The organism is Thermoanaerobaculia bacterium (genome assembly GCA_035717485.1).
Lineage (GTDB): Bacteria > Acidobacteriota > Thermoanaerobaculia > UBA5066 > DATFVB01 > DATFVB01.
The window spans coordinates 1-20,200 of record DASTIQ010000291.1 but is presented as its reverse complement, the minus strand read 5'-3'; the positions used below and the strand labels follow the sequence as shown (position 1 = coordinate 20,200).

Annotated in this window: 20 protein-coding genes; all 20 read left to right on the top strand. The window is 70.5% G+C overall.

What is annotated here, in order from left to right; genetic code table 11:
• The coding region (gene bamA, locus VFS34_15320; protein HET9795822.1) for an outer membrane protein assembly factor BamA at positions 1 to 2,393 on the top strand (2,393 nt) is incomplete at its 5' end.
• A gap of 75 nt (positions 2,394 to 2,468) precedes the next feature.
• Positions 2,469 to 3,089 (top strand): OmpH family outer membrane protein, encoded by a 621-nt coding sequence (locus tag VFS34_15315; protein ID HET9795821.1) that lies wholly within the window; start codon positions 2,469 to 2,471, stop codon positions 3,087 to 3,089.
• Between the two features lie 4 nt (positions 3,090 to 3,093).
• Complete coding sequence (gene lpxD / locus VFS34_15310) at positions 3,094 to 4,113, top strand: UDP-3-O-(3-hydroxymyristoyl)glucosamine N-acyltransferase (protein ID HET9795820.1); 1,020 nt, start codon at positions 3,094 to 3,096, stop codon at positions 4,111 to 4,113.
• Positions 4,113 to 4,556, top strand: a complete 444-nt coding sequence (gene fabZ, locus VFS34_15305) for a 3-hydroxyacyl-ACP dehydratase FabZ (GenBank protein HET9795819.1) — start codon at positions 4,113 to 4,115, stop codon at positions 4,554 to 4,556. The genes lpxD and fabZ overlap by 1 nt, the downstream gene beginning before the upstream one ends.
• Positions 4,553 to 5,326 (top strand): acyl-ACP--UDP-N-acetylglucosamine O-acyltransferase, encoded by a 774-nt coding sequence (lpxA, locus tag VFS34_15300; GenBank protein HET9795818.1) that lies wholly within the window; start codon positions 4,553 to 4,555, stop codon positions 5,324 to 5,326. The genes fabZ and lpxA overlap by 4 nt, the downstream gene beginning before the upstream one ends.
• A complete protein-coding gene (locus VFS34_15295) occupies positions 5,323 to 6,273 on the top strand; it encodes a Gfo/Idh/MocA family oxidoreductase (GenBank protein HET9795817.1) in 951 nt (316 codons plus the stop codon). The genes lpxA and VFS34_15295 overlap by 4 nt, the downstream gene beginning before the upstream one ends.
• Before the next feature lie 51 nt (positions 6,274 to 6,324).
• Complete coding sequence (gene mtnP / locus VFS34_15290; GenBank protein HET9795816.1) at positions 6,325 to 7,185, top strand: S-methyl-5'-thioadenosine phosphorylase; 861 nt, start codon at positions 6,325 to 6,327, stop codon at positions 7,183 to 7,185.
• Positions 7,182 to 8,162, top strand: coding sequence for a carbohydrate kinase family protein (locus VFS34_15285; GenBank protein HET9795815.1), 981 nt, complete (start codon positions 7,182 to 7,184; stop codon positions 8,160 to 8,162). The genes mtnP and VFS34_15285 overlap by 4 nt, the downstream gene beginning before the upstream one ends.
• Before the next feature lie 58 nt (positions 8,163 to 8,220).
• Complete coding sequence (ribH, locus tag VFS34_15280) at positions 8,221 to 8,703, top strand: 6,7-dimethyl-8-ribityllumazine synthase (protein ID HET9795814.1); 483 nt, start codon at positions 8,221 to 8,223, stop codon at positions 8,701 to 8,703.
• Positions 8,703 to 9,122: a transcription antitermination factor NusB gene (nusB, locus tag VFS34_15275; GenBank protein HET9795813.1), complete on the top strand. Its 420-nt coding sequence runs from the start codon at positions 8,703 to 8,705 to the stop codon at positions 9,120 to 9,122. The genes ribH and nusB overlap by 1 nt, the downstream gene beginning before the upstream one ends.
• Entirely contained in the window at positions 9,119 to 9,850 is a 732-nt protein-coding gene (locus VFS34_15270) for a transglutaminase-like domain-containing protein (GenBank protein ID HET9795812.1), read from the top strand. The genes nusB and VFS34_15270 overlap by 4 nt, the downstream gene beginning before the upstream one ends.
• Positions 9,847 to 10,233: a response regulator gene (locus VFS34_15265; protein ID HET9795811.1), complete on the top strand. Its 387-nt coding sequence runs from the start codon at positions 9,847 to 9,849 to the stop codon at positions 10,231 to 10,233. The genes VFS34_15270 and VFS34_15265 overlap by 4 nt, the downstream gene beginning before the upstream one ends.
• The gene (locus tag VFS34_15260) at positions 10,230 to 12,113 is read left to right on the top strand and encodes an ATP-binding protein (protein HET9795810.1); all 1,884 of its coding nucleotides are present in this window, start codon (positions 10,230 to 10,232) and stop codon (positions 12,111 to 12,113) included. The genes VFS34_15265 and VFS34_15260 overlap by 4 nt, the downstream gene beginning before the upstream one ends.
• The gene (locus VFS34_15255) at positions 12,110 to 12,469 is read left to right on the top strand and encodes a hypothetical protein (GenBank protein HET9795809.1); all 360 of its coding nucleotides are present in this window, start codon (positions 12,110 to 12,112) and stop codon (positions 12,467 to 12,469) included. Before VFS34_15260 ends, VFS34_15255 begins: the two co-directional genes overlap by 4 nt.
• Positions 12,456 to 14,684, top strand: a complete 2,229-nt coding sequence (locus VFS34_15250; GenBank protein HET9795808.1) for a HEAT repeat domain-containing protein — start codon at positions 12,456 to 12,458, stop codon at positions 14,682 to 14,684. Before VFS34_15255 ends, VFS34_15250 begins: the two co-directional genes overlap by 14 nt.
• Entirely contained in the window at positions 14,681 to 15,517 is an 837-nt protein-coding gene (locus VFS34_15245; GenBank protein HET9795807.1) for a protein-glutamate O-methyltransferase CheR, read from the top strand. The genes VFS34_15250 and VFS34_15245 overlap by 4 nt, the downstream gene beginning before the upstream one ends.
• On the top strand, positions 15,514 to 16,542 hold the full coding sequence (gene cheB, locus VFS34_15240) for a chemotaxis-specific protein-glutamate methyltransferase CheB (GenBank protein ID HET9795806.1): 1,029 nt from the start codon (positions 15,514 to 15,516) through the stop codon (positions 16,540 to 16,542). The genes VFS34_15245 and cheB overlap by 4 nt, the downstream gene beginning before the upstream one ends.
• A gap of 57 nt (positions 16,543 to 16,599) precedes the next feature.
• Positions 16,600 to 19,080, top strand: a complete 2,481-nt coding sequence (gene leuS, locus VFS34_15235; GenBank protein HET9795805.1) for a leucine--tRNA ligase — start codon at positions 16,600 to 16,602, stop codon at positions 19,078 to 19,080.
• 22 nt (positions 19,081 to 19,102) lie between these two features.
• Positions 19,103 to 19,681 (top strand): LptE family protein, encoded by a 579-nt coding sequence (locus VFS34_15230; protein HET9795804.1) that lies wholly within the window; start codon positions 19,103 to 19,105, stop codon positions 19,679 to 19,681.
• Positions 19,675 to 20,001 (top strand): rhodanese-like domain-containing protein, encoded by a 327-nt coding sequence (locus tag VFS34_15225; GenBank protein HET9795803.1) that lies wholly within the window; start codon positions 19,675 to 19,677, stop codon positions 19,999 to 20,001. The genes VFS34_15230 and VFS34_15225 overlap by 7 nt, the downstream gene beginning before the upstream one ends.
• Positions 20,002 to 20,200: the final 199 nt, after the last annotated feature.

Sequence of the window (20,200 nt, the reverse complement as noted above, 5' to 3'; positions counted from 1 at the left end):
CCGTTCCGCCTCCCGCGCCGCCCCCGGCCGCCGTGCCGGCGCCCCCGGCGGCGCCCTCGAATCCGAACGCCCCGAAGATCGTCGGCGTTCGCGTGATCGGCGCGACCGGCGTCTCGCCCGACACCGTTCTCTATTACCTCGGCGTCCACGTGGGCGAGCCCTACGACCCGGCGAAGATCCGCAAGAATTTCGAGAACCTCTGGAACTCGGCGCTCTTCGACGACGTCCGCATCGACGCGGACCGGGGGCCGGAGGGGATCACGCTCTTCGTCACCGTCACGGAGCGGCCGACGATCACGTCGGTCGAGTACACCGGAAACAAGAAGCTCTCGGTCTCCCAGTTCAAGGACAAGCTCACCCAGGAGAAGGCCTCGATCAAGACGGGGGCCCCGCTCTCGATGAAGGACGTCGCCGCGGTCGCGCAGGCGGTCCGCGACGCCTACGAGGAGAACGGCTTCCGGAGCGTCTCGGTCGACTGGCGGGTCGAAGGGAAGACGCCGACCGACCAGAAGCTCGTCTTCGTGATCGACGAAGGGGAAAAGATCAAGATCGCGGCGATCCGTTTCACGGGCAATCACGTCTTCTCCGCGGACCGGATCCGACTCGCGATGAAGAAGACCAAGGTCAATACGTTCTGGCGCCTGCTCTCCGACAAGACCGTCTACAACCAGGCGAACTTCGACGAGGACATCGAGTCGATCAAGCACCTCTACCAGGATTACGGATACAAGGACGTCGTCGTCAAGGAGCCCCAGCTCGAGATCTACGCGAACAACCCCGCGGAAAAGAACCCCAAGAAGATCCACAAGCGGATCCGGATCACGATCCCGATCGTCGAGGGGGAGAAGTTCTACTTCGGGAAGATCGACGTCGCGCTCGAGGAAGGGGACCCGAAGGTGTTCCCGAAGGCGGAGCTCCTCCACGAGTTCCGCTACTGCCACCCCGGCGCGGTGCTGTCGCGGGCGCGCATGACCGAGGCGCTGTCGACGATCGAGTCGAAGTACAAGAAGAAGGGATACATCTACTGGTACGGCGAGCCGCAGTACCAGGCGCAGACGAAGGACCGCCGGGTCGATATCGTCGTGCGCATGTACGAAGGCGATCCCTTCCACCTGGGGCGACTCGAATTCACCGGGAACACCGGGACCCGGGACAAGGTGCTCCGCCGACAGGTCGCGATCGACGAGGGGCAGGTCCTGGACATGGACGCGTTCAAGAAGAGCGTCGTGAAGATCTCGCAGCTCGGCTACTTCAAGCTCGGGGAGGATCCCTCGTTCGTGCCCGACAACACGAAGAAGACGGTCGACGTGACGGTGAAGGGCGAGGAAACCTCCCGCAACGAGCTGAACTTCGGGGCGGGGTACTCGGGATTCGACGGCTTCTTCGGGCAGTTTTCCTTCGCCACCCGGAACTTCCTCGGGCGCGGGGAGATCATCTCGGCCTCCGTGCAGCTCGGCAAGGTCACGAAGCTGTACGACGTCGGGTACACGGTTCCGTGGTTCCGGGACAAGGACCAGACCGTCGGCGGACAGGTCTACAGCCGCCAGTCGACCTACCTCGACATCGACGACCGCCGGAAGGGCTTCTCGATCTTCTACGGGCGCGCGGTCGGGATCTTCGACTCCTACTCGGTGACGTACGGGCTCGAGAGCATCCATTCGCGGTATCCCGTCCAGCCCGCGCCGGTGCCGCCCGGCTCGCCGGTTCCGCCTCTGGCGAACTCGCTGGTGGAAGGGACGACGTCCTACATCAGTCCGGGCTACCGGTACGATTCGACGGACGACCCGATCGACCCGTCGAGAGGACACCGGTTCTTCGGCGCGGTCGAGTACGCCGGTCTCGGCGGATCGAACTACTTCGTCAAGCCGAGCGCCGGCGTGACGGCGTACCTGCCGTTCCTCCACAACAAGTACTTCGGCGTGCACTTCGAGGGCGCGTATGCCATCCCGATCGCCGGACACGATCTCCCGATCTTCGAGCGGTTCTCCCTCGGCGGCGAGCAGAACATCCGCGGATTCCCGATCGGCTCGATCGTCCCCCTCGACAGCGGCCATCACGTCTTCGTCGACGACCAGGGACGCATCCTCGGCGGCGACAAGTACGCCGTCCTCAACGTCGAATACATCTTCGCGAGGCTCGGACCCGTGAAGCTCCTCGCGTTCTTCGACGCCGGGAACACCTGGATCGAGCACCAGCAATTCGTCTTCTCCGACATCCGGAGCTCGGTCGGATTCGAGATGCGACTCGTGCTTCCCATTTTCCAGGCGCCGCTGCGCTTCATCTATTCCTGGAACCTGCACACGATCCAGCCGCTCGACCAGTACGACTTCCCGATCTCGCGCCTCAAGGAAAAGAAGAGCGGATTTGACTTCTCGATCGGCACGACGTTCTGATATCCTCCCGCTTTTGCGAGAGTTGGACCGTTCATTCGCGGGCGCGCATGCTTCGCGCCGCAACAAGGAGAACGCATGAAGTTCTGGGCAATCGTCTCGATGGCGGGGGCACTGGCGCTTCCGGCCGCGGCGCAGACGGCGACGCCGAAGATCGCCGTCATCGACGTGCAGAAGCTCGTCGTCGAATCGGCCGCGGGCAAGGAGGCGCAGGGCCGCGTCAAGAAGATCATCGACGCCAAGCAGGTGGATTCCGAGAAGCTCCAGAAGGAGCTCCAGTCTCTCCAGCAGCGGCTCACGGATCAGGGCCCGTCGATGACCGACGAAAAGCGGGAGCAGCTCAACAAGGACTACCAGGAGAAGGGGATCGCCTACAAGCGTTTCCAGGACGACGCGCAGCGCGAGGTCCAGGAGGCGCAGCAGCGGGAGCTCTCGGAGCTCGAGAAGCGGGTTCTCCCCGTCATCAATCAGGTGGGGAAGGAAAAGGGCTACACGCTCATTTTCAACAAGTACGCGCCGGGGATGCTCGTTTACGCCGACGATTCGGTCGACATCACCGAGGACGTGCTGCGCCGCTTCAACACCCAGGTGACCGCGCCTCCGGTGAAGGAGCCCGCGAAAGCGCCCGCCGCGAAGCCGTCCGCGCCCCCGAAGGCGGGCGCGAAGACGCCGCCTCCGCCGCCGGGCGCCAGCCACTGATTCGGTGAAGCCGTTCTCCCTCGCCGAGATCGCCGGGGTCACGGGAGCCACCCTCGCCGGCCCCGGTGACCTCGTCTTCCGCGGGGTCGCGCCGCTCGCCGACGCGGGGCCCGAGGAGATGAGCTTCGTCGCGGGGCCCCGGAACGCGGCGGCGGCGCGCACGAGCCGGGCGGGGGCGCTGATCGTCGCGGCGGTCGATCTCGCGGGGGGGCGGCCGGCCCTCGTCCATCCGAACCCGGCCGCGGCGTTCGCGGCCGCGCTGGCGCACCTCCATCCCGAGGCCCGGCCGGAACCCGGACGGGCGCCCACGGCGGTCGTCTCTCCCGAGGCGAGGGTGGGCGCCGGAGCGTCGATCGGCCCGGGCGCGGTCGTCGAGCGCGGAGCCGTTCTCGGCGAGCGGTGTCACCTGGAAGCGAACGCGTTCGTCGGCGCCGGGGCGGAGCTCGGCGACGACGTGCGCCTCGGGCCGGGAGCCGTCGTCGCCGCGGCCTGCCGCGTCGGCAACCGCTGCCGGATCGCGGCGGGAGCCGTGATCGGGGCCGACGGTTTCGGCTACGTGTGGGACGGTTCGGCCCACCGGCGGATCCCGCAGATCGGGATCGTCGTGCTCGAGGACGACGTCGACGTGGGAGCCAATGCCTGCATCGACCGGGCGGCGCTCACCGAAACGCGGATCGGGCGCGGAACGAAGATCGACAATCTCGTGCAGATCGGCCACAACGTCGTCGTCGGCGAGCACGCGATCATCTGCGGACAGACGGGGATCGCCGGGTCGGCGAGGATCGGCAGCGGGGCGACCCTCGCGGGGCAGGTCGGCGTCGCCGATCGGATGGTCGTGGGCGATCGCGCGATCGTGACGGCCCAGGCGGGCGTGATGCGCGAGGTCGAACCCGGGGCGGTCGTGTCGGGGATGCCGGCCGAGCCCCACGCGGACTTCCTTCGCCGCGAGGCGGCGGCCGACCGGCTGCCGGAGCTCTTCGACCGGGTCCGGGCTCTCGAGGCGCGAACGGACAAGGAGGAGTGATGGAGCTCTCGATCCACGAGATCCTTCGGATCATCCCGCACCGGTACCCGTTCATCCTCGTCGACCGGATCCTGGAGATGGAGCCCGGGAAACGCGCGGTCGGGCTCAAGAACGTCTCGATCAACGAGGAGTTCTTCCAGGGCCACTTTCCGGGAAATCCCGTGATGCCGGGCGTGCTCGTCGTCGAAGCGATGGCCCAGACGGCCGCCGTCTGTCTCCTCGGTTCCGTGCCGGACCGGGGGAACAAGATCCCGTACTTCACCGGAATCGACGCCTGCAAGTTCCGGCGGCCCGTGATCCCCGGAGACCAGCTCCGCCTCGAGCTCGAGATCGTCTCGGCGAAGCTCCGCCTGTGCAAGGCGCGGGGACGCGCGCTCGTCGACGGCAAGCTGTGCGCGGAAGCGGTGATCCTGTCCTCGATCGTCGAGGCGCCGGGCGCATGATCCATCCGACCGCGCTCGTCTCTCCGAAGGCCGAAGTCGCCGACGGGGTGGAGATCGGCCCCTACGCCGTCGTCGGCGACGACGTCACCCTGTCGTCCGGGTGCCGGGTCGGCGCGCACGCGGTGATCGAAGGGCCGGCCTTCTTCGGGGAGGGCAACCGCATCTTCCCGCACGCGGCGCTCGGGCTCGCTCCCCAGGATCTGAAATACCGCGACGAGAAGACGGAGCTCCGCGTCGGCGCGCGGAACGTCTTCCGCGAGTTCCTGACGGTCCACCGCGGCACCGCCGGCGGAGGAGGCGTGACGAGGATCGGCGACGAGAACTACCTGATGGCCTACATCCACATCGCGCACGACTGCCAGGTGGGCTCCCGCACGATCTTCGCCAACTACGCGGCCCTCGCGGGACACGTCGAGATCGGCGACGACGCGATCCTCGAGGCTTTCTGCGCGGTCCAGCAGTTCTCCCGGGTCGGCCGGCACGCTTTCGTCGGCGCGATGACCCGCGCGGCGCAGGACGTCCTTCCCTTCGTGAAGACGGTCGGCACCGACGTCGTGAAGACGTACGGAGTGAACACGATCGGGCTGAAGCGGAAGGGATTCTCCGAAGAGCGGATCGAGCGGCTCAAGGAGATCTTCCGGCGCCTCACGTCGCCGAAGTGGAACACGTCGCAGGCGCTCGAGCGCATCGAAGAGGATTTTCCGGGCGATCCCGACGCCGCGTACGTGGCCGGGTTCGTTCGCTCGGCGAAGCGGGGCGTTCACAAGTGAGCGGCGCGCTCGCCGTCGGCGTCGCGGGGGTCGGTTCCCTCGGACGTCACCACGCGCGCGTGCTCACGGGTCTCGAAGGCATCCGGCCGGCCGGCGTCTACGACGCGCGGCCCGGCCGGGCCGCCGAAGTCGCCGCCGAATTCGGCGTTCCGGCGCTCGACTCCCTCGACGCGCTGATCGACGCCTCGGACGCCGTCGTCGTCGCGACCCCGACGGTCGCCCACCGGGACGTCGCGGCGGCGGCCCTCGATGCGGGCCGGCACGTGCTCGTGGAAAAACCGATGACCGCGACGCTCGCCGAGGCCGACGACCTGATTCGCCGGGCCTCGCGGCGCCGCCTCGTTCTCCAGGTCGGGCACATCGAGCGGTTCAATCCTGCCGTCGAGGCGGCGCTGCCGCTCGCGGCGGGAGCGCGGTTCATCGAAACGCACCGCCTCGGCGTCTTCACCGCGCGCTCGCTCGACGTCGACGTCGTGCTCGACCTGATGATTCACGATCTGCAGATCGCGCAGGCGATCGTCGCGAGGCCCGTGGTCGAGGTGCGGGCGGCCGGCGTCGCGGTGCTGACGCCGAGGATCGACATCGCCAACGCGCGGATCGCGTTCGCCGGAGGCTGCGTCGCGAACCTGACGGCGTCCCGCGTCTCGGCCGACAAAGTCCGGAAGTTCCGCGTGTTCGCACCGGCCCATTACGTGTCGATCGACATGGGAACACAGGAGATCGGCGCCGTGCGCCTGAGTCCGGGTCCGGACGGGCGGCCGACGATCGTTCCGGCGATCGTGCCGGTCGAGCGCGAGGAGCCGCTGCGGCGCGAGCTCGCCGGTTTCGCGGCGGCGTGCCGGGGGGAGGCCCCGGCCCTCGTGTCGGGCGCGGACGGCCGCGCGGCTCTCGCTCTCGCTCTCGACGTCGTCGCGGCGATCGAAGAGCATCAGAGGACGGTGGCGTGAAGCCGCCAAGGAACGTGGCGTGAAGGCGGAGATGAGCGCGAGGATTTGCGCATGACGGCGCGCATCGGGATTCTCGGGGGGAGCGGACTCTACGACATGCCCGGCCTCTCGGCGCGCGAGGAGCGCCGTATCCGGACTCCCTTCGGCGATCCCTCGGATGCCCTCGTTCTCGGGGAGCTCTCGGGGATTCCGGTCGCTTTCCTCGCGCGGCACGGCCGGGGGCACCGGATCTCGCCCTCCGAAGTTCCGTACCGGGCGAACGTGTACGCCTTCAAGACACTCGGATGCGACGCGATCCTCTCCGCGTCCGCCGTCGGAAGTCTCCGGGAGGATCTCGCGCCGTCGCACGTCTGCGTTCCGGACCAGTTCATCGACCGGACGCGCTCGCGCGTGGACACCTTCTTCCGCGAGGGAATCGTCGGCCACGTCTCGCTCGCCGATCCGGTCTGTCCGTCGGTCTCCGCGGTTCTCGCCGCGTCCGCGCGGTCCGCGGGCGCCGTGGTGCACGAGGGGGGGACCTACGTCTGCATGGAAGGCCCGCCTTTCTCGACGCGCGCGGAGTCGCACCTCTACCGCTCCTGGGGGGCGAGCGTGATCGGGATGACGAATCTCACCGAGGCGAAGCTCGCCCGCGAAGCGGAGATCTGCTACGGGACGATGGCGCTCGTGACGGATTACGACTGCTGGCGCGAGGCGACCGAGGACGTCTCGGTCGACGCGGTGCTCGCGGTCCTTCGCGGGAACGCGGAGATGGCCGGGCGGGCCCTCCGCGACGCCGTCGCGCGCGTCGACCCGGCGAGGCGCTGCGGCTGCCGCGACGCGCTCCGTTTCGCGATCGTGACCGATCCCGCGCTCGTTCCCGAGCGCGTCCGGGCCGATCTCGCCCCGATCCTCGGGAGCCGGCTCTCTTGACGCGGCGCTCCGTCGTCGTCACCGGGAGCGTCGCGTACGACTACCTGATGACCTTCCCCGGCCGGTTCCTCGAGCACTTCCTCCCGGATCGCCTCCACCGGATCTCGGTCTCTTTCCTCGTCGACGAGATGCGGCGGGTCCGCGGCGGGTGCGCTCCGAACATCGCCTACGGTCTCGCGCAGTTCGGGGACCGCCCGAGGATCGTGGCCTCGGCGGGCCGGGACGCCGCGGACTACCGGGACTGGCTCGCGGGGCAGGGGATCGACGTCTCGGCCCTGCGGATCCACGACGACGTCTTCACCGCCTCGTTCTTCGTTTCGACCGACCGCGACCAGAACCAGATCGCCTCGTTCTACACGGGCGCGATGGGGCGGGCGGGGGAGCTCCCGCTCTTCGACGGGGACGGTTCGCCGGCCTGGGTGATCGTCTCGCCGAACGCTCCCGAGGCCATGGTCCGCTATCCGCGGGAGTGCCGCGCGGCGGGCGTCCCGTTCCTCTACGACCCCTCGCAGCAGGTCGCCCGGCTCTCGGGGGAGGAACTGCGGGACGGCCTTTCGGGGGCGGCGGTCCTGATCTGCAACGACTACGAGTTCGGGATCGTGGCGCAGAAGACCGGCCTCTCGGAGGACGATCTCCTGGCCGAGGTCGGGGCGCTGATCGTCACGCACGGGCCGGAAGGCTCCACGATCCGCACGGCGGACGAGCGACGCGAGATCCCGCCCGCGCGTCTTCGCGGGGAGGCCGTGGACCCGACCGGAGTCGGCGACGCGTATCGCGGGGCCCTTCTGGCGGGGATGCTCCGCGGTTTCCCCTGGGAGCTCTCCGGCCGGATCGCCTCGGTCGCCGCCGTCTACTGCCTGGAGGCGCTGGGTCCCCAGCCGCCGCGCTTCTCGCCCGGCGAGTTCCTTTCGCGTTTCCGGGAGAATTTCGGAGAAGCGGAAGGGATCGACGCGCTCTTCTCCCGCGCCGGACATTGACCGCGCCCGCGAGGGCCCTCTGCTACAATCGGGTCCGCGCCGGATGCGAAAAGGTTCATTGCCAGACCCCGAACCCCTCGACGCGAAGGGCCTGAGCTTCGCGGTCGTCGCCGCGCGCTGGAACGCCGACGTCACCGATCGCCTCCTCGACGGCGCGCTTTCCGCTCTCCGGGAGGCGGGAGCACGGGAGGTCGCCGTCGTCCGGGTTCCGGGATCCTTCGAGCTCGTCTCCGCCTGCCGGTGGGAAGTCCGCCGTTCGCGCTCCGCGGTGGTTTCCCTCGGGTGCCTGATCCGCGGCGACACGCCTCACTTCGACGTGCTCTCCCGGTCCGTCGCGTCTGCCCTCGCGCACCTCAACGCGGCGCAGGACGTCCCGATCGCGTTCGGCGTCCTCACCTGCGACGACCGCGCGCAGGCGCTCGCCCGGGCGGGCGGAAAAGAGGGCAACGCGGGGCGGGAGGCCGCTCGCGCCGCGATCGCGATGGCGCGACTTCGCCGGAACGGCCGGTCCGCCGCCCGGCCCCGGGCGGGAGCGCGCTGATGGGCTCGCGCCGCCGCGCCCGGGAGCTCGCGCTCCAGATGCTCTTCGAGAACGACCTCACGGGTGCTCCTCCGGAGGAGATGTTCGGGCATTTCCAGGAATGGCGGCACGCCGCCGATTCGACGCGCGAATATGCGAAGCGGCTCGTCGTCGGAACTCTCGAGCACCGGCCGGAGATCGACGACCTGATCACGCGGCAGGCGGACAACTGGAGGATCGAGCGAATGCCGGCGGTCGACCGGAACATCCTGCGCATGGCGCTCTACGAGATCCGGCACGAGCCGGAAACTCCGGCGCCCGTCGTCATCGACGAGGCCCTCGAGATCGCGAAGCGGTTCTCCACGCCGCGGTCGTCCCAGTTCATCAACGGAATCCTCGACGGCGTGTTGAAGTCCCCCGCGGGCGCGGAGGAGCCGTGAACCGGCTTTCCGCGGCGGCCGCGGCGGCGGCCTTCGCGGCGACGGCCTCCGCGGTCGCCGTTCCGCGCGCGGCCGCGGCGCCGGGAGGCACGGCCGTGTATTTCGCGCGCGGGCGGGACGCGTCCCTCTTCGACCAGTTCGACGTCGACGGTTACTCGCTGCAGGCGTTTCCGGAACGCTCGGGGGTCCGGCTCGTCGTGAAGGCGTCCGGGTCGCGTCCGGCGAGCCGCGCGCCGCGCGCGGCGGAGCTCGCCGGACCGGCGCCCGCGCCTTCGGCCGAACGGGATCGGGTCGCCGGCGAGCTCGCGGGCGGGAAGCGGCTCCAGCGCGATGCGGTCCGCGCGATTCTCGACTGGATCCGGACGTCGATCGTCTACGACCCCGATCGCGGACTTCCGCAGGATCCCGCGGCCGTGTTCGTTTCGCGGCGGGCCTATTGCGTCGGCTTCGCCGAGCTCGCGGTGGACCTCCTGCGCCGCGCCGGAATCCCGGCCGCGACCGTGCAGGGCGTGCTCGTGACCGAGGCTTCCGCGCCGGGCTACTCGCCGGAGCTGTCGGGCGTGTACCACCGGTGGGTGCAGGTCTTCTATCCCGATACCGGCTGGACGTTCGAGGATCCGCTCGCGACCCGCGGCGGGATCGACGCCCGCTACGTCGCGTTCGCGCGGCGGTCGTGGACCCGCCCGGGGGACCTCCGGCTCGACGTCCTGTCGGCGGAGCCGCGATGATCAAGCGCATTCTGGTCGTCGAGGATTCCGACGCGACCCGATCGCTGATCGTGGCGGCGCTGGACGATCCGGACCGGCGCGAGGTGTTCGAGGCCTCCTCCGGGTTCGAGGCCCTCCGCCTCCTGCCGCGGCACATCTTCGACGCGATCGTGACCGACGTGAACATGCCCGACATCAACGGCCTCGAGCTGATCGGATTCCTGAAGAGCCATCCGCAGTACCGGACGATTCCGATCCTCGTGGTGTCCACCGAGGTGGCGGAATCGGACGTGCGGCGGGCGCTGGCGCTCGGATCCCAGGAGTACGTGCGCAAGCCGTTCACGCCCGAGGAAATCACCTCCGCCGTCGAGCGTCTCCTCGGGGCCGCGCCGCGTTCCGCATGAAGCGCGATTCGATCGACTTCTCGGCCGAGGCGGGCGAGCGCATCGAGACCGCGCGCTCGGTGCTCTCGCTCGGTCGCGCCCCCCGGATCGGGGAGATCAACGAGCTGTTTCGCGCCGTTCACTCGCTGAAGGGTCTCGCCGGATTGAAGGGCTTCTCCCGTTTCGCGGGGGCGCTGCACGAGGCGGAGAGCCTCCTGGATGCGATCCGGCTCTCGAAGATTCCATGGTCTCCCCGGATCGCCGAGGCCCTCGAGCGGTTCCTCCTCCGTCTCGAAGCGGCGATCGCCGCCTCGGCGCGGTCGGGAGACGACGCGGGATTCTCCGCCGGAGACGCTCTGGCTCCGCTCGCCGCGCTCCGGGCGGAATCCGCCGCGCCGGCGCGTTCGCCGCTCTCGGCGGCCGTCGACCTTCCGGAGCGGACGCTCTCCTGCCTCTCCGAGTACGAGGAGAGCCGCCTCCGCGCGCACGTGGCGTCGGGCACCCCGATCTGGACGATCGACGTCGCGTTCCCTCTCGACGCGTTCGAGAGCGCGCTCAAGGCGCTGGGCGCCCGGGTGAACGCCTCCGGCGAGTGGATCGCGACCCTCCCGCAGGTGGAGGGGTTCTCCGCCGAGCGCCTCGCGGTCCAGCTCCTCGTCGCTCTCGGGGAGCCTCCCGGCGGCCTTCCGGAGAACGCCCGCGTTCGGTGCATTTCGCGCCTCCCGGAGAAGGCGCCCGTCCCGAGGGAGGAACCGCCCCGGGCGGCCCCGGTCCGGACGGTGCGGCTCGAAGCGTCTCGCCTGGACAGCCTCCTCGCGGAGGTGGACGAGGCGCGGGCGCGTTTCCGGAAGCTCGCGGAAGAGCTCTTCCGCGTCGAGCAGGAGCTTCCCCCCGCGCGCCGGGTCGAGGCGGCGCGGGTGCGCGGCGCGCTCGATGGATCTCTGGAGCGCCTCGCCCGCCAGGCGGCCGCGATCCGGACCGTGCCGATCTCGCTCCTCGCCGACCGGCTGAGCCGGGCCGCCCGGCGAATCCTCGACGCTTCGGGGAAGAAGGCGGCCTTCCGCGTCGTCGGCGGCGAGTCGGAGATCGACCGCTCGCTCGCGGAGGATCTCGCCGACCCGCTCCTCCACATCGTCCGAAATGCCGTCGATCACGGGATCGAAACGCCCGCCGAACGGCGCGCGGCCGGAAAGCCCGAGAGCGGGACGGTGACGCTCATGGCGCGATCTCGCAGTTCGAAGCTCGTTCTCTCGATCGCCGACGACGGCCGGGGAATCGACACTGCGGCGGTCGTCGCTCGCGCCCGCGAGCTCGGATGGGTCGCGCCGGGAGCGTTTCCCTCCGAGGAGGAAGCCCGCGCGTTCCTGTTCCGGCCGGGCTTCTCGACCGCGGCGGCGGTCTCCGAGATCTCGGGCCGCGGCGTGGGGCTCGATCTCGTCGCGGAGCGGGTCGCGGCGCGCCGCGGCGAGATCCGCGTGCGGTCGACCCCGGGACGGGGAACCCGCTTCGAGATCGAAATCGCGATCGCGCAGGCCGTGTTCGATGCGCTCGTCGTGATGGAGGGGGACCGCCCGTACGCCTTCCCGCTCGCCGCGATCGCGCGGGTGGACCGGGCCGCGTCCGGGGACGGCGCGGTCCCGCTGTCTCGACTGCTCCGGGGAGCCGAGCCGGCGGCCGGTTCGCACCGCATCAGCGTGTTCCTTCCGGACGCCTCGGCCATCTCGGTCTCCCAGGTGCTCCGCCAGGAGATGCTCGTCGTCCGTCCCGTCGAGACGCAGGATCCGCCGCCGTACCTGATCGGAGCTTCCCAGGGCCGCGGCGACGAGGCCGTCCTCGTCCTCGACCCGAAGCGGGTGTTCCGCCACGCGGCAGGGGCCGCGGCGGCCGGAGGGGCCGCGTGACGGCGGCCGCCGACGCGATCCTGCGCTACTTCCGCGAGCCTCCGCCGCGCGCGCCGGAGGACCTGGGGATCGTGTTCACGGCGCACGGCGTCGAGAGATTCGCGCCGGCGGGGGAGATCGTCGAGATCACGCCTCCGCTCGCCGTGTCCCCGATTCCGGGGTCGCCTCACGGACTCGCCTTCTGGCGGGGGAAGGCGTACGAGGTGAGGGGCGAATCCTCCCGCGCCGAGAGTTTCCTCCTGCTTTCGGGTTCGCCGTCGCCGTTCTTCGTCGTTTCCGAGTCCCGGCCGCGCGCGGTGTCGCGGGCGGCGGCTCCGCAGATCCCCGACTTCCGGGAGGATCATGGCGGACGATGAGCTGATCGCGGCGCTGCGCCGCGACTCCCGCGACGAGAGTTCCGACGTGCGGCAGAAGGTCGCGCGGATCCTCATGGAGCGTTCCGATCCGGAAGCGCTGGACATCCTCGTGGAGCTCGCCGGAGACCCGGACTGGCGCGTGCGGAAAGCGGCGATCGAGGGCCTCGAGGCGAACCCGACGGAAGGCGTCGTGCAGGCGCTGATTCCCGCTCTGCACGACCAGGCCAATGCCGGGAGGCGAAACGCCGCCGCCGAGGCCCTGCGCGTCTTCGGCGTGCGCGCGCTCCCGTACCTCCTCTTCGAGCTCGGCCGGACCGCCGACGCCGACGGCCGGATCGCGCTCGCGACGATCCTCGGCGACATTCCGGCCGAGGAGAGCGCGGCGGCGCTCGTCGGCCTGCTCGCTTCCGACGACGTCAACGTGGCATCCGCCGCGATCGTTTCCCTCGGCAAGATGCGGCGTCCGGAGACGATCCCCGCCCTGGTCCGCGTCCTCTCCGGCGACAACGCGTGGCTGCACTACCATGCGATCGAGACTCTCGGGCGGCTGCGGGCCGTCGACGCGCTCCCGGCGATCGTCGCGTGCGACCAGAATCCGGCCCTGAAGAAGGCGGTCCTGGAGGCGGCCGGCGCGATCGGCGGGTTCGGCGCCATCGACCTGCTCGCGGCGCGGCTCGCGACGTCTCCCGTTCCCGATTTCGCCCTGCTCCGGGCGCTCGTCGCCCTCGACGACGCTCCCCGTCCGTCGCTCCTCGCGCGGCGGGAGCGGGAATATCTCCGGCGCAAGTTCCGGGAGAACGCTCCGCCGGGCGCGGCCGGGGCGTTCGCGCTCGCCCTGAAGAAGACGGAGAGGCGGGACCGCAAGGCCGACCTGCTCCGGGCGCTCGGGTGGCTCGGCGATCCCGATTCGCTGCCTCTCCTCATCGCGGAGCTTTCGCGCGATTCCGCGGAGGCGGCCGAGCACGGTTTGGAGGACTTCGGGGAAGCGGCGATTCCCGCCTTGACCGCTCTCCTGTCCCCGGCCGCGGACGAGCGGAAAATAGAGCTCGCGATCCGGCTCCTCGGGCGCCATCCGTCGTCTGCGATGGTCTTTCCCGTTCTCGCGGTCCTGGAGCACGATTCTCCGCCGGTCCGCCGCGACGCGGTCGAGCTCCTCGGGCGGATCGGTGATCCGCGCGCGATCGACTATCTGGTCGCGCATCTCGGGGACGGGGACGCCGGCGTCGACGCCGCCGCGGTCGAGGCGCTCGAGTCGATCCCGCGGGCCCATCCGGAGGCGCGGGAGCCGCTCCGGCAGCGGCTCGGGCGCGCGATCGGGGCCGCCGACGGGCTGACCCGCGCGAACGCGCTCACCCTCCTCGCCGGGCTCGGCGGCGAGGACTTCCGGACCCGCCTGCTCTCCGCGAGCAAGGACGAGGACGCCGTCGTCCGCGGCCGCGCGGTCGCGATCGCCTCGCGGGAACACGATCCCGCGACCGATGCGGTCCTCGAGCACGCGCTCGCCGACGAGAGCGCCCACGTGCGCCAGGCGGCCGTCCAGGCGCTGTGCGCTTCGGGGCGCGTCTCCCGGCACCGCGACGCGATCTTCGCGTCGCTGGAGGACGACGATCTCTGGGTCCGCGCGGCCGCGTGTCGATGCCTCGGCGCGCTGCGGGGGGACGAGGCGGCGCGCCGCCTGCGCGAGATCGCCGCGCGCGGCGAGCCGCCCGAGCGCATCGCATCCCTCGAGGCACTCGGCGGGATCGGCGGGGTCGAGGCGTGGGAGGCGATATCGGCGGCCCTCGACGATCCCGACGCCGAGGTCCGGCAGGCGGCGCTCGCCGCCGCGGCGGAGTCGAGGGAGCCGGCTGCCGAGAGGGAGATCGAGCGGCGGACGTCCGACGGAGACTGGCGGCTCCGGGCGACGGCGCTCGAAGCGATCGGCCGGCGCGCCCGGTACGACCGGCGGCCGGTCCTCCGCCGCGCCCTGCTCGAGGACCCGGACGATCTGGTCGCCCGCTCGGCCCTGACGGCCCTGGAGGCGATCGCGGTCGAGACGGACGTGGCCACCGTCGTGGAGGCGCTCTCCCGGGAGGCGATCGCGGAGGAGCTCGCGGCCGCGCTCTTGCGTTTCCGCCGGAAGTTTCCGGGCGCGGTCGAACGCGCGTGGAGGGAAGCCGACCCGCGGCGCGCGGCGATCCTCTCCGAGGTGCTTCGGGCCGACGCGGCGCCGTGACGGCCAACGGCCACGGGCCGTTCCCTAACGATCTCTATCGCGTCTTCGCGGACATGATCCGCGCCCGGAGCGGGATCGATTTCACGGAGTCGAATCGCTTTCTCCTGGAGGCGAGGGTTCGGCATCGCGTCGAGGAGCTGCGCCTCGACGGCCCCCGGGCCTACCTCTACCGCCTCCGCTACGGGCCGGGCGAGGAGGCGGAATTCGACGCGCTGATCGATCGGGTGACGAATCCGGAAACGTATTTCTTCCGCGAATCGGAACAGCTCGCCGCGTTCACCGAGGATCTCCTGCCGGAGTGGGAAGCCCAGGGGGAGGCGGGTCCGCTCCGCATCTGGAGCGCCGGGTGCGCGTCGGGAGAGGAGCCCTACACGATCGCGATGCTCCTCGAGGAGAAGGGCTTCTTCGCACGGCACTCCGTCGAGATCTTCGGGAGCGATCTTTCCATGGCGAGTCTGGCGCGCGCGCGGGCCGGAATCTTCCGGGAGAACGCGTTCCGGCAGACGTCTCCCGAACGGCGGAACCGGTTCTTCGAGGAAGAAGCGCCCGGCCGGCTGCGGCTGCGCGAGGAGGTCCGTGGCCGCGTCGCCTTCGGACGCGTCAACCTCGTCGAAGGCGCGCGGCTCGCGGCGCTGCCGCGGTTCCACGTGATCTTCTGCCGGAACGTCCTCATCTATCTGGCCGAAGGAGCGAAGCGGTCGGTCGTCACGTCCCTGCACGACCGCCTGCTCCCCGGAGGCCACCTGTTCCTCGGGCGCGTCGAGTCTCTCGTGGCGTTCTCCACGCCGTTCCGGCTCCGGCACCTGTCGCACGACCTCGCGTACCGCAAATGATCCGGGTTCTCGTCGTCGACGACAGCGCGTTCTCGCGGGTGACGATCTCCCGGATGATCCAGCGGGATCCGGAATTGAAGGTCGTCGCGACGGCGACCCGGGGAGAAGAAGCGATCCGCCTCGCGCTCGCGCATCGCCCGGACGTCGTGACGCTCGACCTCGAGATGCCGGGACTCGACGGGTTCGCGGTTCTCCGCTGGCTCGCCGCGAACCTTCCCGTTCCGGCGATCGTCGTGTCCTCGCGGCAGGGGCGGGACGACGTCTTCCGGGCGCTCGATCTCGGCGCCGTCGACTTCGTCCTGAAGCCGCAGGCCCACGCGTCGCTCGAGTACGAACGGCTCGAATCGGTGCTGATCGCGAAGATCCGCGCGATCGCCGAGGCGCGTCCGCCCCGCGCCGCTGCGCCTCGTCGGCCGGTGCCTCCGGCCGCGCCGATCGCTTCCGGCGCTTCGGCGCTGCTGGTGATCGGAGCGTCGACCGGCGGGCCCGCGGCCCTGACGGCGCTGTTCGCCGCGCTTCCGCCGCTCGCCTGCCCGGTGGTCGTCGCCCAGCACATGCCGGCGGGCTTCACGGGACTGTTCGCGGAAAGGTTGACGCGGGTCGCCCGGTTCCCGGTCGTCGAGGCTCATGCGGGGCAGGCTCTTCACCCCGGCCGCGCCTACGTAGCTCCCGGAGGAGCGCACCTGGAGATCGCGCGCGACGACGGTTCGTGGAGGGCCCGCGTCGAGGAGCGGGCGCCGCGGGACCTCTTTTCGCCGTCGGTCGACCGCCTCTTCCGGAGCGCCGCCGCCGCCGCCGGCGCGGGCGCGCTCGGCGTCATCCTGACCGGAATGGGGAGCGACGGGCGCGAGGGCGTCGTCGCGATCCGCGCTTCGGGCGGCCGCACGATCGCCGAATCGGAGGAATCGGCGGTCGTGTTCGGAATGCCCCGCGAAGCGGCGCTGTCGGGAGCGATCGACGAGGTGCGGCCGCTGGGCGAAATTCCGGCGGCGATACTTCGCCTTCTCCGCGCGGATCCGAAGTAGGCCGCGGGGCGAGGAGCGCTTGAATCGCGGCCCCTCCTCGCTTAAATTGGCTGGCTCATGTCCGACATCCACGAAATCGAGGCGAAATGGCGCCGCCGCTGGGAAGAGGAACGCGTCGCGTTCGTGGATACGGCGGATCCCGCCGTCCGGGGCGTCTACCTGCTCGTCATGCTTCCCTATCCGTCGGGCGACCGACTCCACGTCGGGCACGCGCGAACCTATTTCCTGACCGACGCCCTGCATCGGTTCTGGCGCCAGCGCGGCGAGACCGTGTTCTGCCCGATGGGGTGGGACGCCTTCGGTCTCCCGGCGGAAAACTACGCGATCCAGGTCGGCATCCCGCCGCGGCAGTCGACGCTCGCCAACATCGCGGCGATGAAGGAGCAGTTCCGGGCCTGGGGAGTCCTCTACGACTGGAGCAAGGAGATCGCGACCTGCGAGCCGGAGTACTACCGCTGGAACCAGTGGTTCTTCCTCCGGATGTGGGAGCGCGGCCTCGCGGTCCGGAAGAAGGCGCCCGTCAACTGGTGCCCTTCGTGCGAGACCGTGCTCGCGAACGAACAGGCGGAAGGAGGGTTCTGCGATCGCTGCAAGAGCGCCGTCGTCCAGCGCGAGCTCGAGCAGTGGTTCTTCCGGATCACCGAGGAGGCGGAATCGCTCCTCGCCGGGCTCGACGCGCTCGAGGGGAAATGGCCGGAGAAGGTCCTCACGATGCAGCGGAACTGGATCGGCCGGAGCGTCGGGGCCGAGGTCGATTTCGTCGTGCCCGCGGTCGGCGAGACGCTCACGGTCTTCACGACCCGCCCCGACACCCTCTACGGCGCCACGTTCCTCGCCCTCGCCCCCGAGCATCCCCTCGTCGCGCGGCTCGCCGAACGGAGCCCGGACCGGGCGGGCATCGAGGAATTCGTCGCCCGCGTGCGCCGGGAATCGCGGATTTCCCGCGAGGCCGAGAGCGCCGAGAAGGAGGGGCTCGCGACGGGATTTTCGGCCGTCAACCCGGTCAACGGCGAGGCGCTGCCGATCTGGCTCGCGAATTTCGTCCTTCCCGACTACGGCACGGGGGCGATCATGGCGGTCCCCGCGCACGACCAGCGCGATTTCGAGTTCGCTCGCAAGTTCGGGCTTCCCGTCCGGCCGGTCTATCGGACCCGGGAAGGGGAGATCGACCCGGCGGACATGAGCGAGGCCTCGCCGGATTCCGGGTACCTCTATCGTTCCGGCGAATGGGACGGAACGCCGAACGGGCCGGAGGCGGTGGCGAAGGCGATCGCGACCCTGGAGCGGAACGGGAGCGGCCGCGCCCGCGTGACGTATCGGCTCCGCGACTGGCTCATCTCCCGTCAGCGCTACTGGGGAACGCCCATTCCGATGATCCGCTGCGAGAAGGACGGCTGGGTTCCCGTTCCCGCGGCGGATCTCCCGGTCGTGCTCCCTCCGGACGCGCCCTTCACCGGGAAGGGCGGGAATCCCCTCGAGAAGGTGGACGCGTTCGTCCGCACGACCTGCCCCGCCTGCGGCGGCCCCGCGCGGCGGGAGACCGACACGATGGACACATTCGTCGATTCGTCCTGGTACTACGCTCGGTACCTCGACCCCCACGACGGGGAGGCGCCCTTCGACCCGGCGATCGCGCGCCGGTGGACGCCCGTCACGCAGTACGTCGGGGGAATCGAGCACGCGATCCTCCACCTTCTCTACGCGCGCTTCTTCGCCCGCGTCATGCGGAAGATGGGACTCGTCGACGTCGACGAGCCTTTCGCGGCGCTGTTCAACCAGGGGATGATCACGCGCATCAGCCCGGGGGGGCGCGTCGAAAAGATGTCGAAATCGCGCGGGAACGCGGTTTCGCTCGATCCGCTGATCGCCGCGAAGGGAGCGGACGCCGTCCGGACGTACGTGCTCTTCCTCGGGCCGGCCGAGTTCGAGGCGGAGTGGAGCGACCAGGGGATCGCCGGCGCGGAACGCTTCCTCGCGCGTCTCCGGGCCACCGTCGACCGGCTCATCGAGGGCGTCGCGCCCCCGGGGGCGGAAACGCCCGGCCGGCCGGCGTCCCGGGCGGAACGCGCCCGCCATGCCGCGATCCGCAAGGTGACGCAGGATTTCGAGGCGTTCTCGTTCCACACGGCCGTCGCGCACCTGATGGAGTACCTCCGCGAGGTCGTGGAGCTCGTCGCCGACGACGGGGCTCCGGCAGCCGAGAAATACGCGGCGGCGCGGACGCTCGTCGCGCTCGCGCACCCGGTCGCGCCCCATCTGACCGAGGAGCTGAACGAAAGGCTCGGGGGGCGGCGGACGCTCCTCGCCGGCAGCTGGCCGGCTTTCGATCCGGCGCTCGCGCGCGACGAAACCGTGGAGTTCGCCGTGCAGGTCAACGGGCGCCTCCGGGGGCAGGTGGCGCTGCCGCGCGGCGCCGTCGAGGCGGAGGTCCTTCGCGCGGCGGAGGGGTCGGAATCGATCGCGAAGTGGATGGCGGGCAAGGAACGCGTGAAGGTGATCTTCGTGCCGGATCGGCTCGTCAACGTGGTCGTCCGATGAACGTCCGGATCCCGGCGCACCGGTGAGGGCCGCCGCCGGCCGAGCGCGGAAGCTCGGGATCTCCGCGTCGTCCTCTCCCGCGCTCGCCGCCGTCGTCTCCGTCGCGCTCGCCGTCCTGTCGGCCGGGTGCGGATACACGCTCGTCGGGCGCGGGAGCCTCCTCCCCGACACGATCAAGCGGATCGCGTTTCCCCCGTTCAAGAACTCCACGCCGCGCATCGGCCTCGAGCAGCGGCTCTCGGCGGCGGTCGCGCGGGAGCTCGCCGCGCGCGGCCGGTTCTCCGTCTCGGCGAAGGAGGGGGACGGCGACGCCGAGCTTTCCGGCGAGATCATCGGATTCGCCCTCAATCCGGTGGCCGCCGACAGCCTGGGGCGCGCCACCCGCTACCAGATCGAGATCACGGCGAAGGTCGCCCTGACCGAGCTCCCTTCGGGGAAGCCGATCTGGAAGAACGACGCCTACGCGTTCCGGGAGAACTACGACGTGGCGGGGGGCGGCGTGGGCGCTTCGAACTACTCCGATCTCGAGAACGTCGCGATCGATGCGGAGGCGGACCGGTTCGCGCAGTCGCTCGTCACGAGCGTCCTGGAGGGATTCTGAACGCGCCGGCGATCGGCGCCGCCGAGGCGTCCGCCCGCCGCGGGCGGCCGGGCGTCGTGTTCCTCGACGTGCGGGAGCCGGCCGAGCACGCGGTCGCGCGGATCGAGGGGGCGACGCTCATCCCGATGCGGGAGATCCCGGGCCGCGCCGGCGAGCTCGATCCGGAAGGGGAGATCGTCGTCTTCTGCCACCACGGTTCGCGGTCCGCGATGGTCGTCGACTGGCTGAGGCGAAACGGTTTTTCGCGCGCGATCAATCTCGCGGGGGGAATCGACGCGTGGTCGTGCGAGGTGGATCCGTCGGTGCCGCGATATCGGTAACGGAGTCACGGGTCGCGAGTCGGGAGTCGCGAGTCGCGGCTCACGACTCGGGCGCCAGCGGCTGATCGCGAGCCGTGAGTCGCGGGCCGCGGATCAGAACCCGGAGGGCGAAACGGGCCGGGACTTTCCTTCGATTCGCGAGTCGCCGGCCGACGGGCCGCTCGCGACTAGTCTTCGGGCAGGTCCGCGAGCCACGTCT

Bases quoted from the DNA above. Each gene is read 5' to 3' on its own strand.
- lpxA (HET9795818.1), top strand. From the start codon at position 4,553: ATGATCCATCCGACCGCGCTCGTCTCTCCGAAGGCCGAAGTCGCCGAC.
- VFS34_15315 (HET9795821.1), top strand. From the start codon at position 2,469: ATGAAGTTCTGGGCAATCGTCTCGATGGCGGGGGCACTGGCGCTTCCG.
- VFS34_15265 (HET9795811.1), top strand. From the start codon at position 9,847: ATGATCAAGCGCATTCTGGTCGTCGAGGATTCCGACGCGACCCGATCG.
- cheB (HET9795806.1), top strand. From the start codon at position 15,514: ATGATCCGGGTTCTCGTCGTCGACGACAGCGCGTTCTCGCGGGTGACG.
- mtnP (HET9795816.1), top strand. From the start codon at position 6,325: ATGACGGCGCGCATCGGGATTCTCGGGGGGAGCGGACTCTACGACATG.
- fabZ (HET9795819.1), top strand. From the start codon at position 4,113: ATGGAGCTCTCGATCCACGAGATCCTTCGGATCATCCCGCACCGGTAC.
- leuS (HET9795805.1), top strand. From the start codon at position 16,600: ATGTCCGACATCCACGAAATCGAGGCGAAATGGCGCCGCCGCTGGGAA.
- nusB (HET9795813.1), top strand. From the start codon at position 8,703: ATGGGCTCGCGCCGCCGCGCCCGGGAGCTCGCGCTCCAGATGCTCTTC.
- VFS34_15250 (HET9795808.1), top strand. From the start codon at position 12,456: ATGGCGGACGATGAGCTGATCGCGGCGCTGCGCCGCGACTCCCGCGAC.
- VFS34_15260 (HET9795810.1), top strand. From the start codon at position 10,230: ATGAAGCGCGATTCGATCGACTTCTCGGCCGAGGCGGGCGAGCGCATC.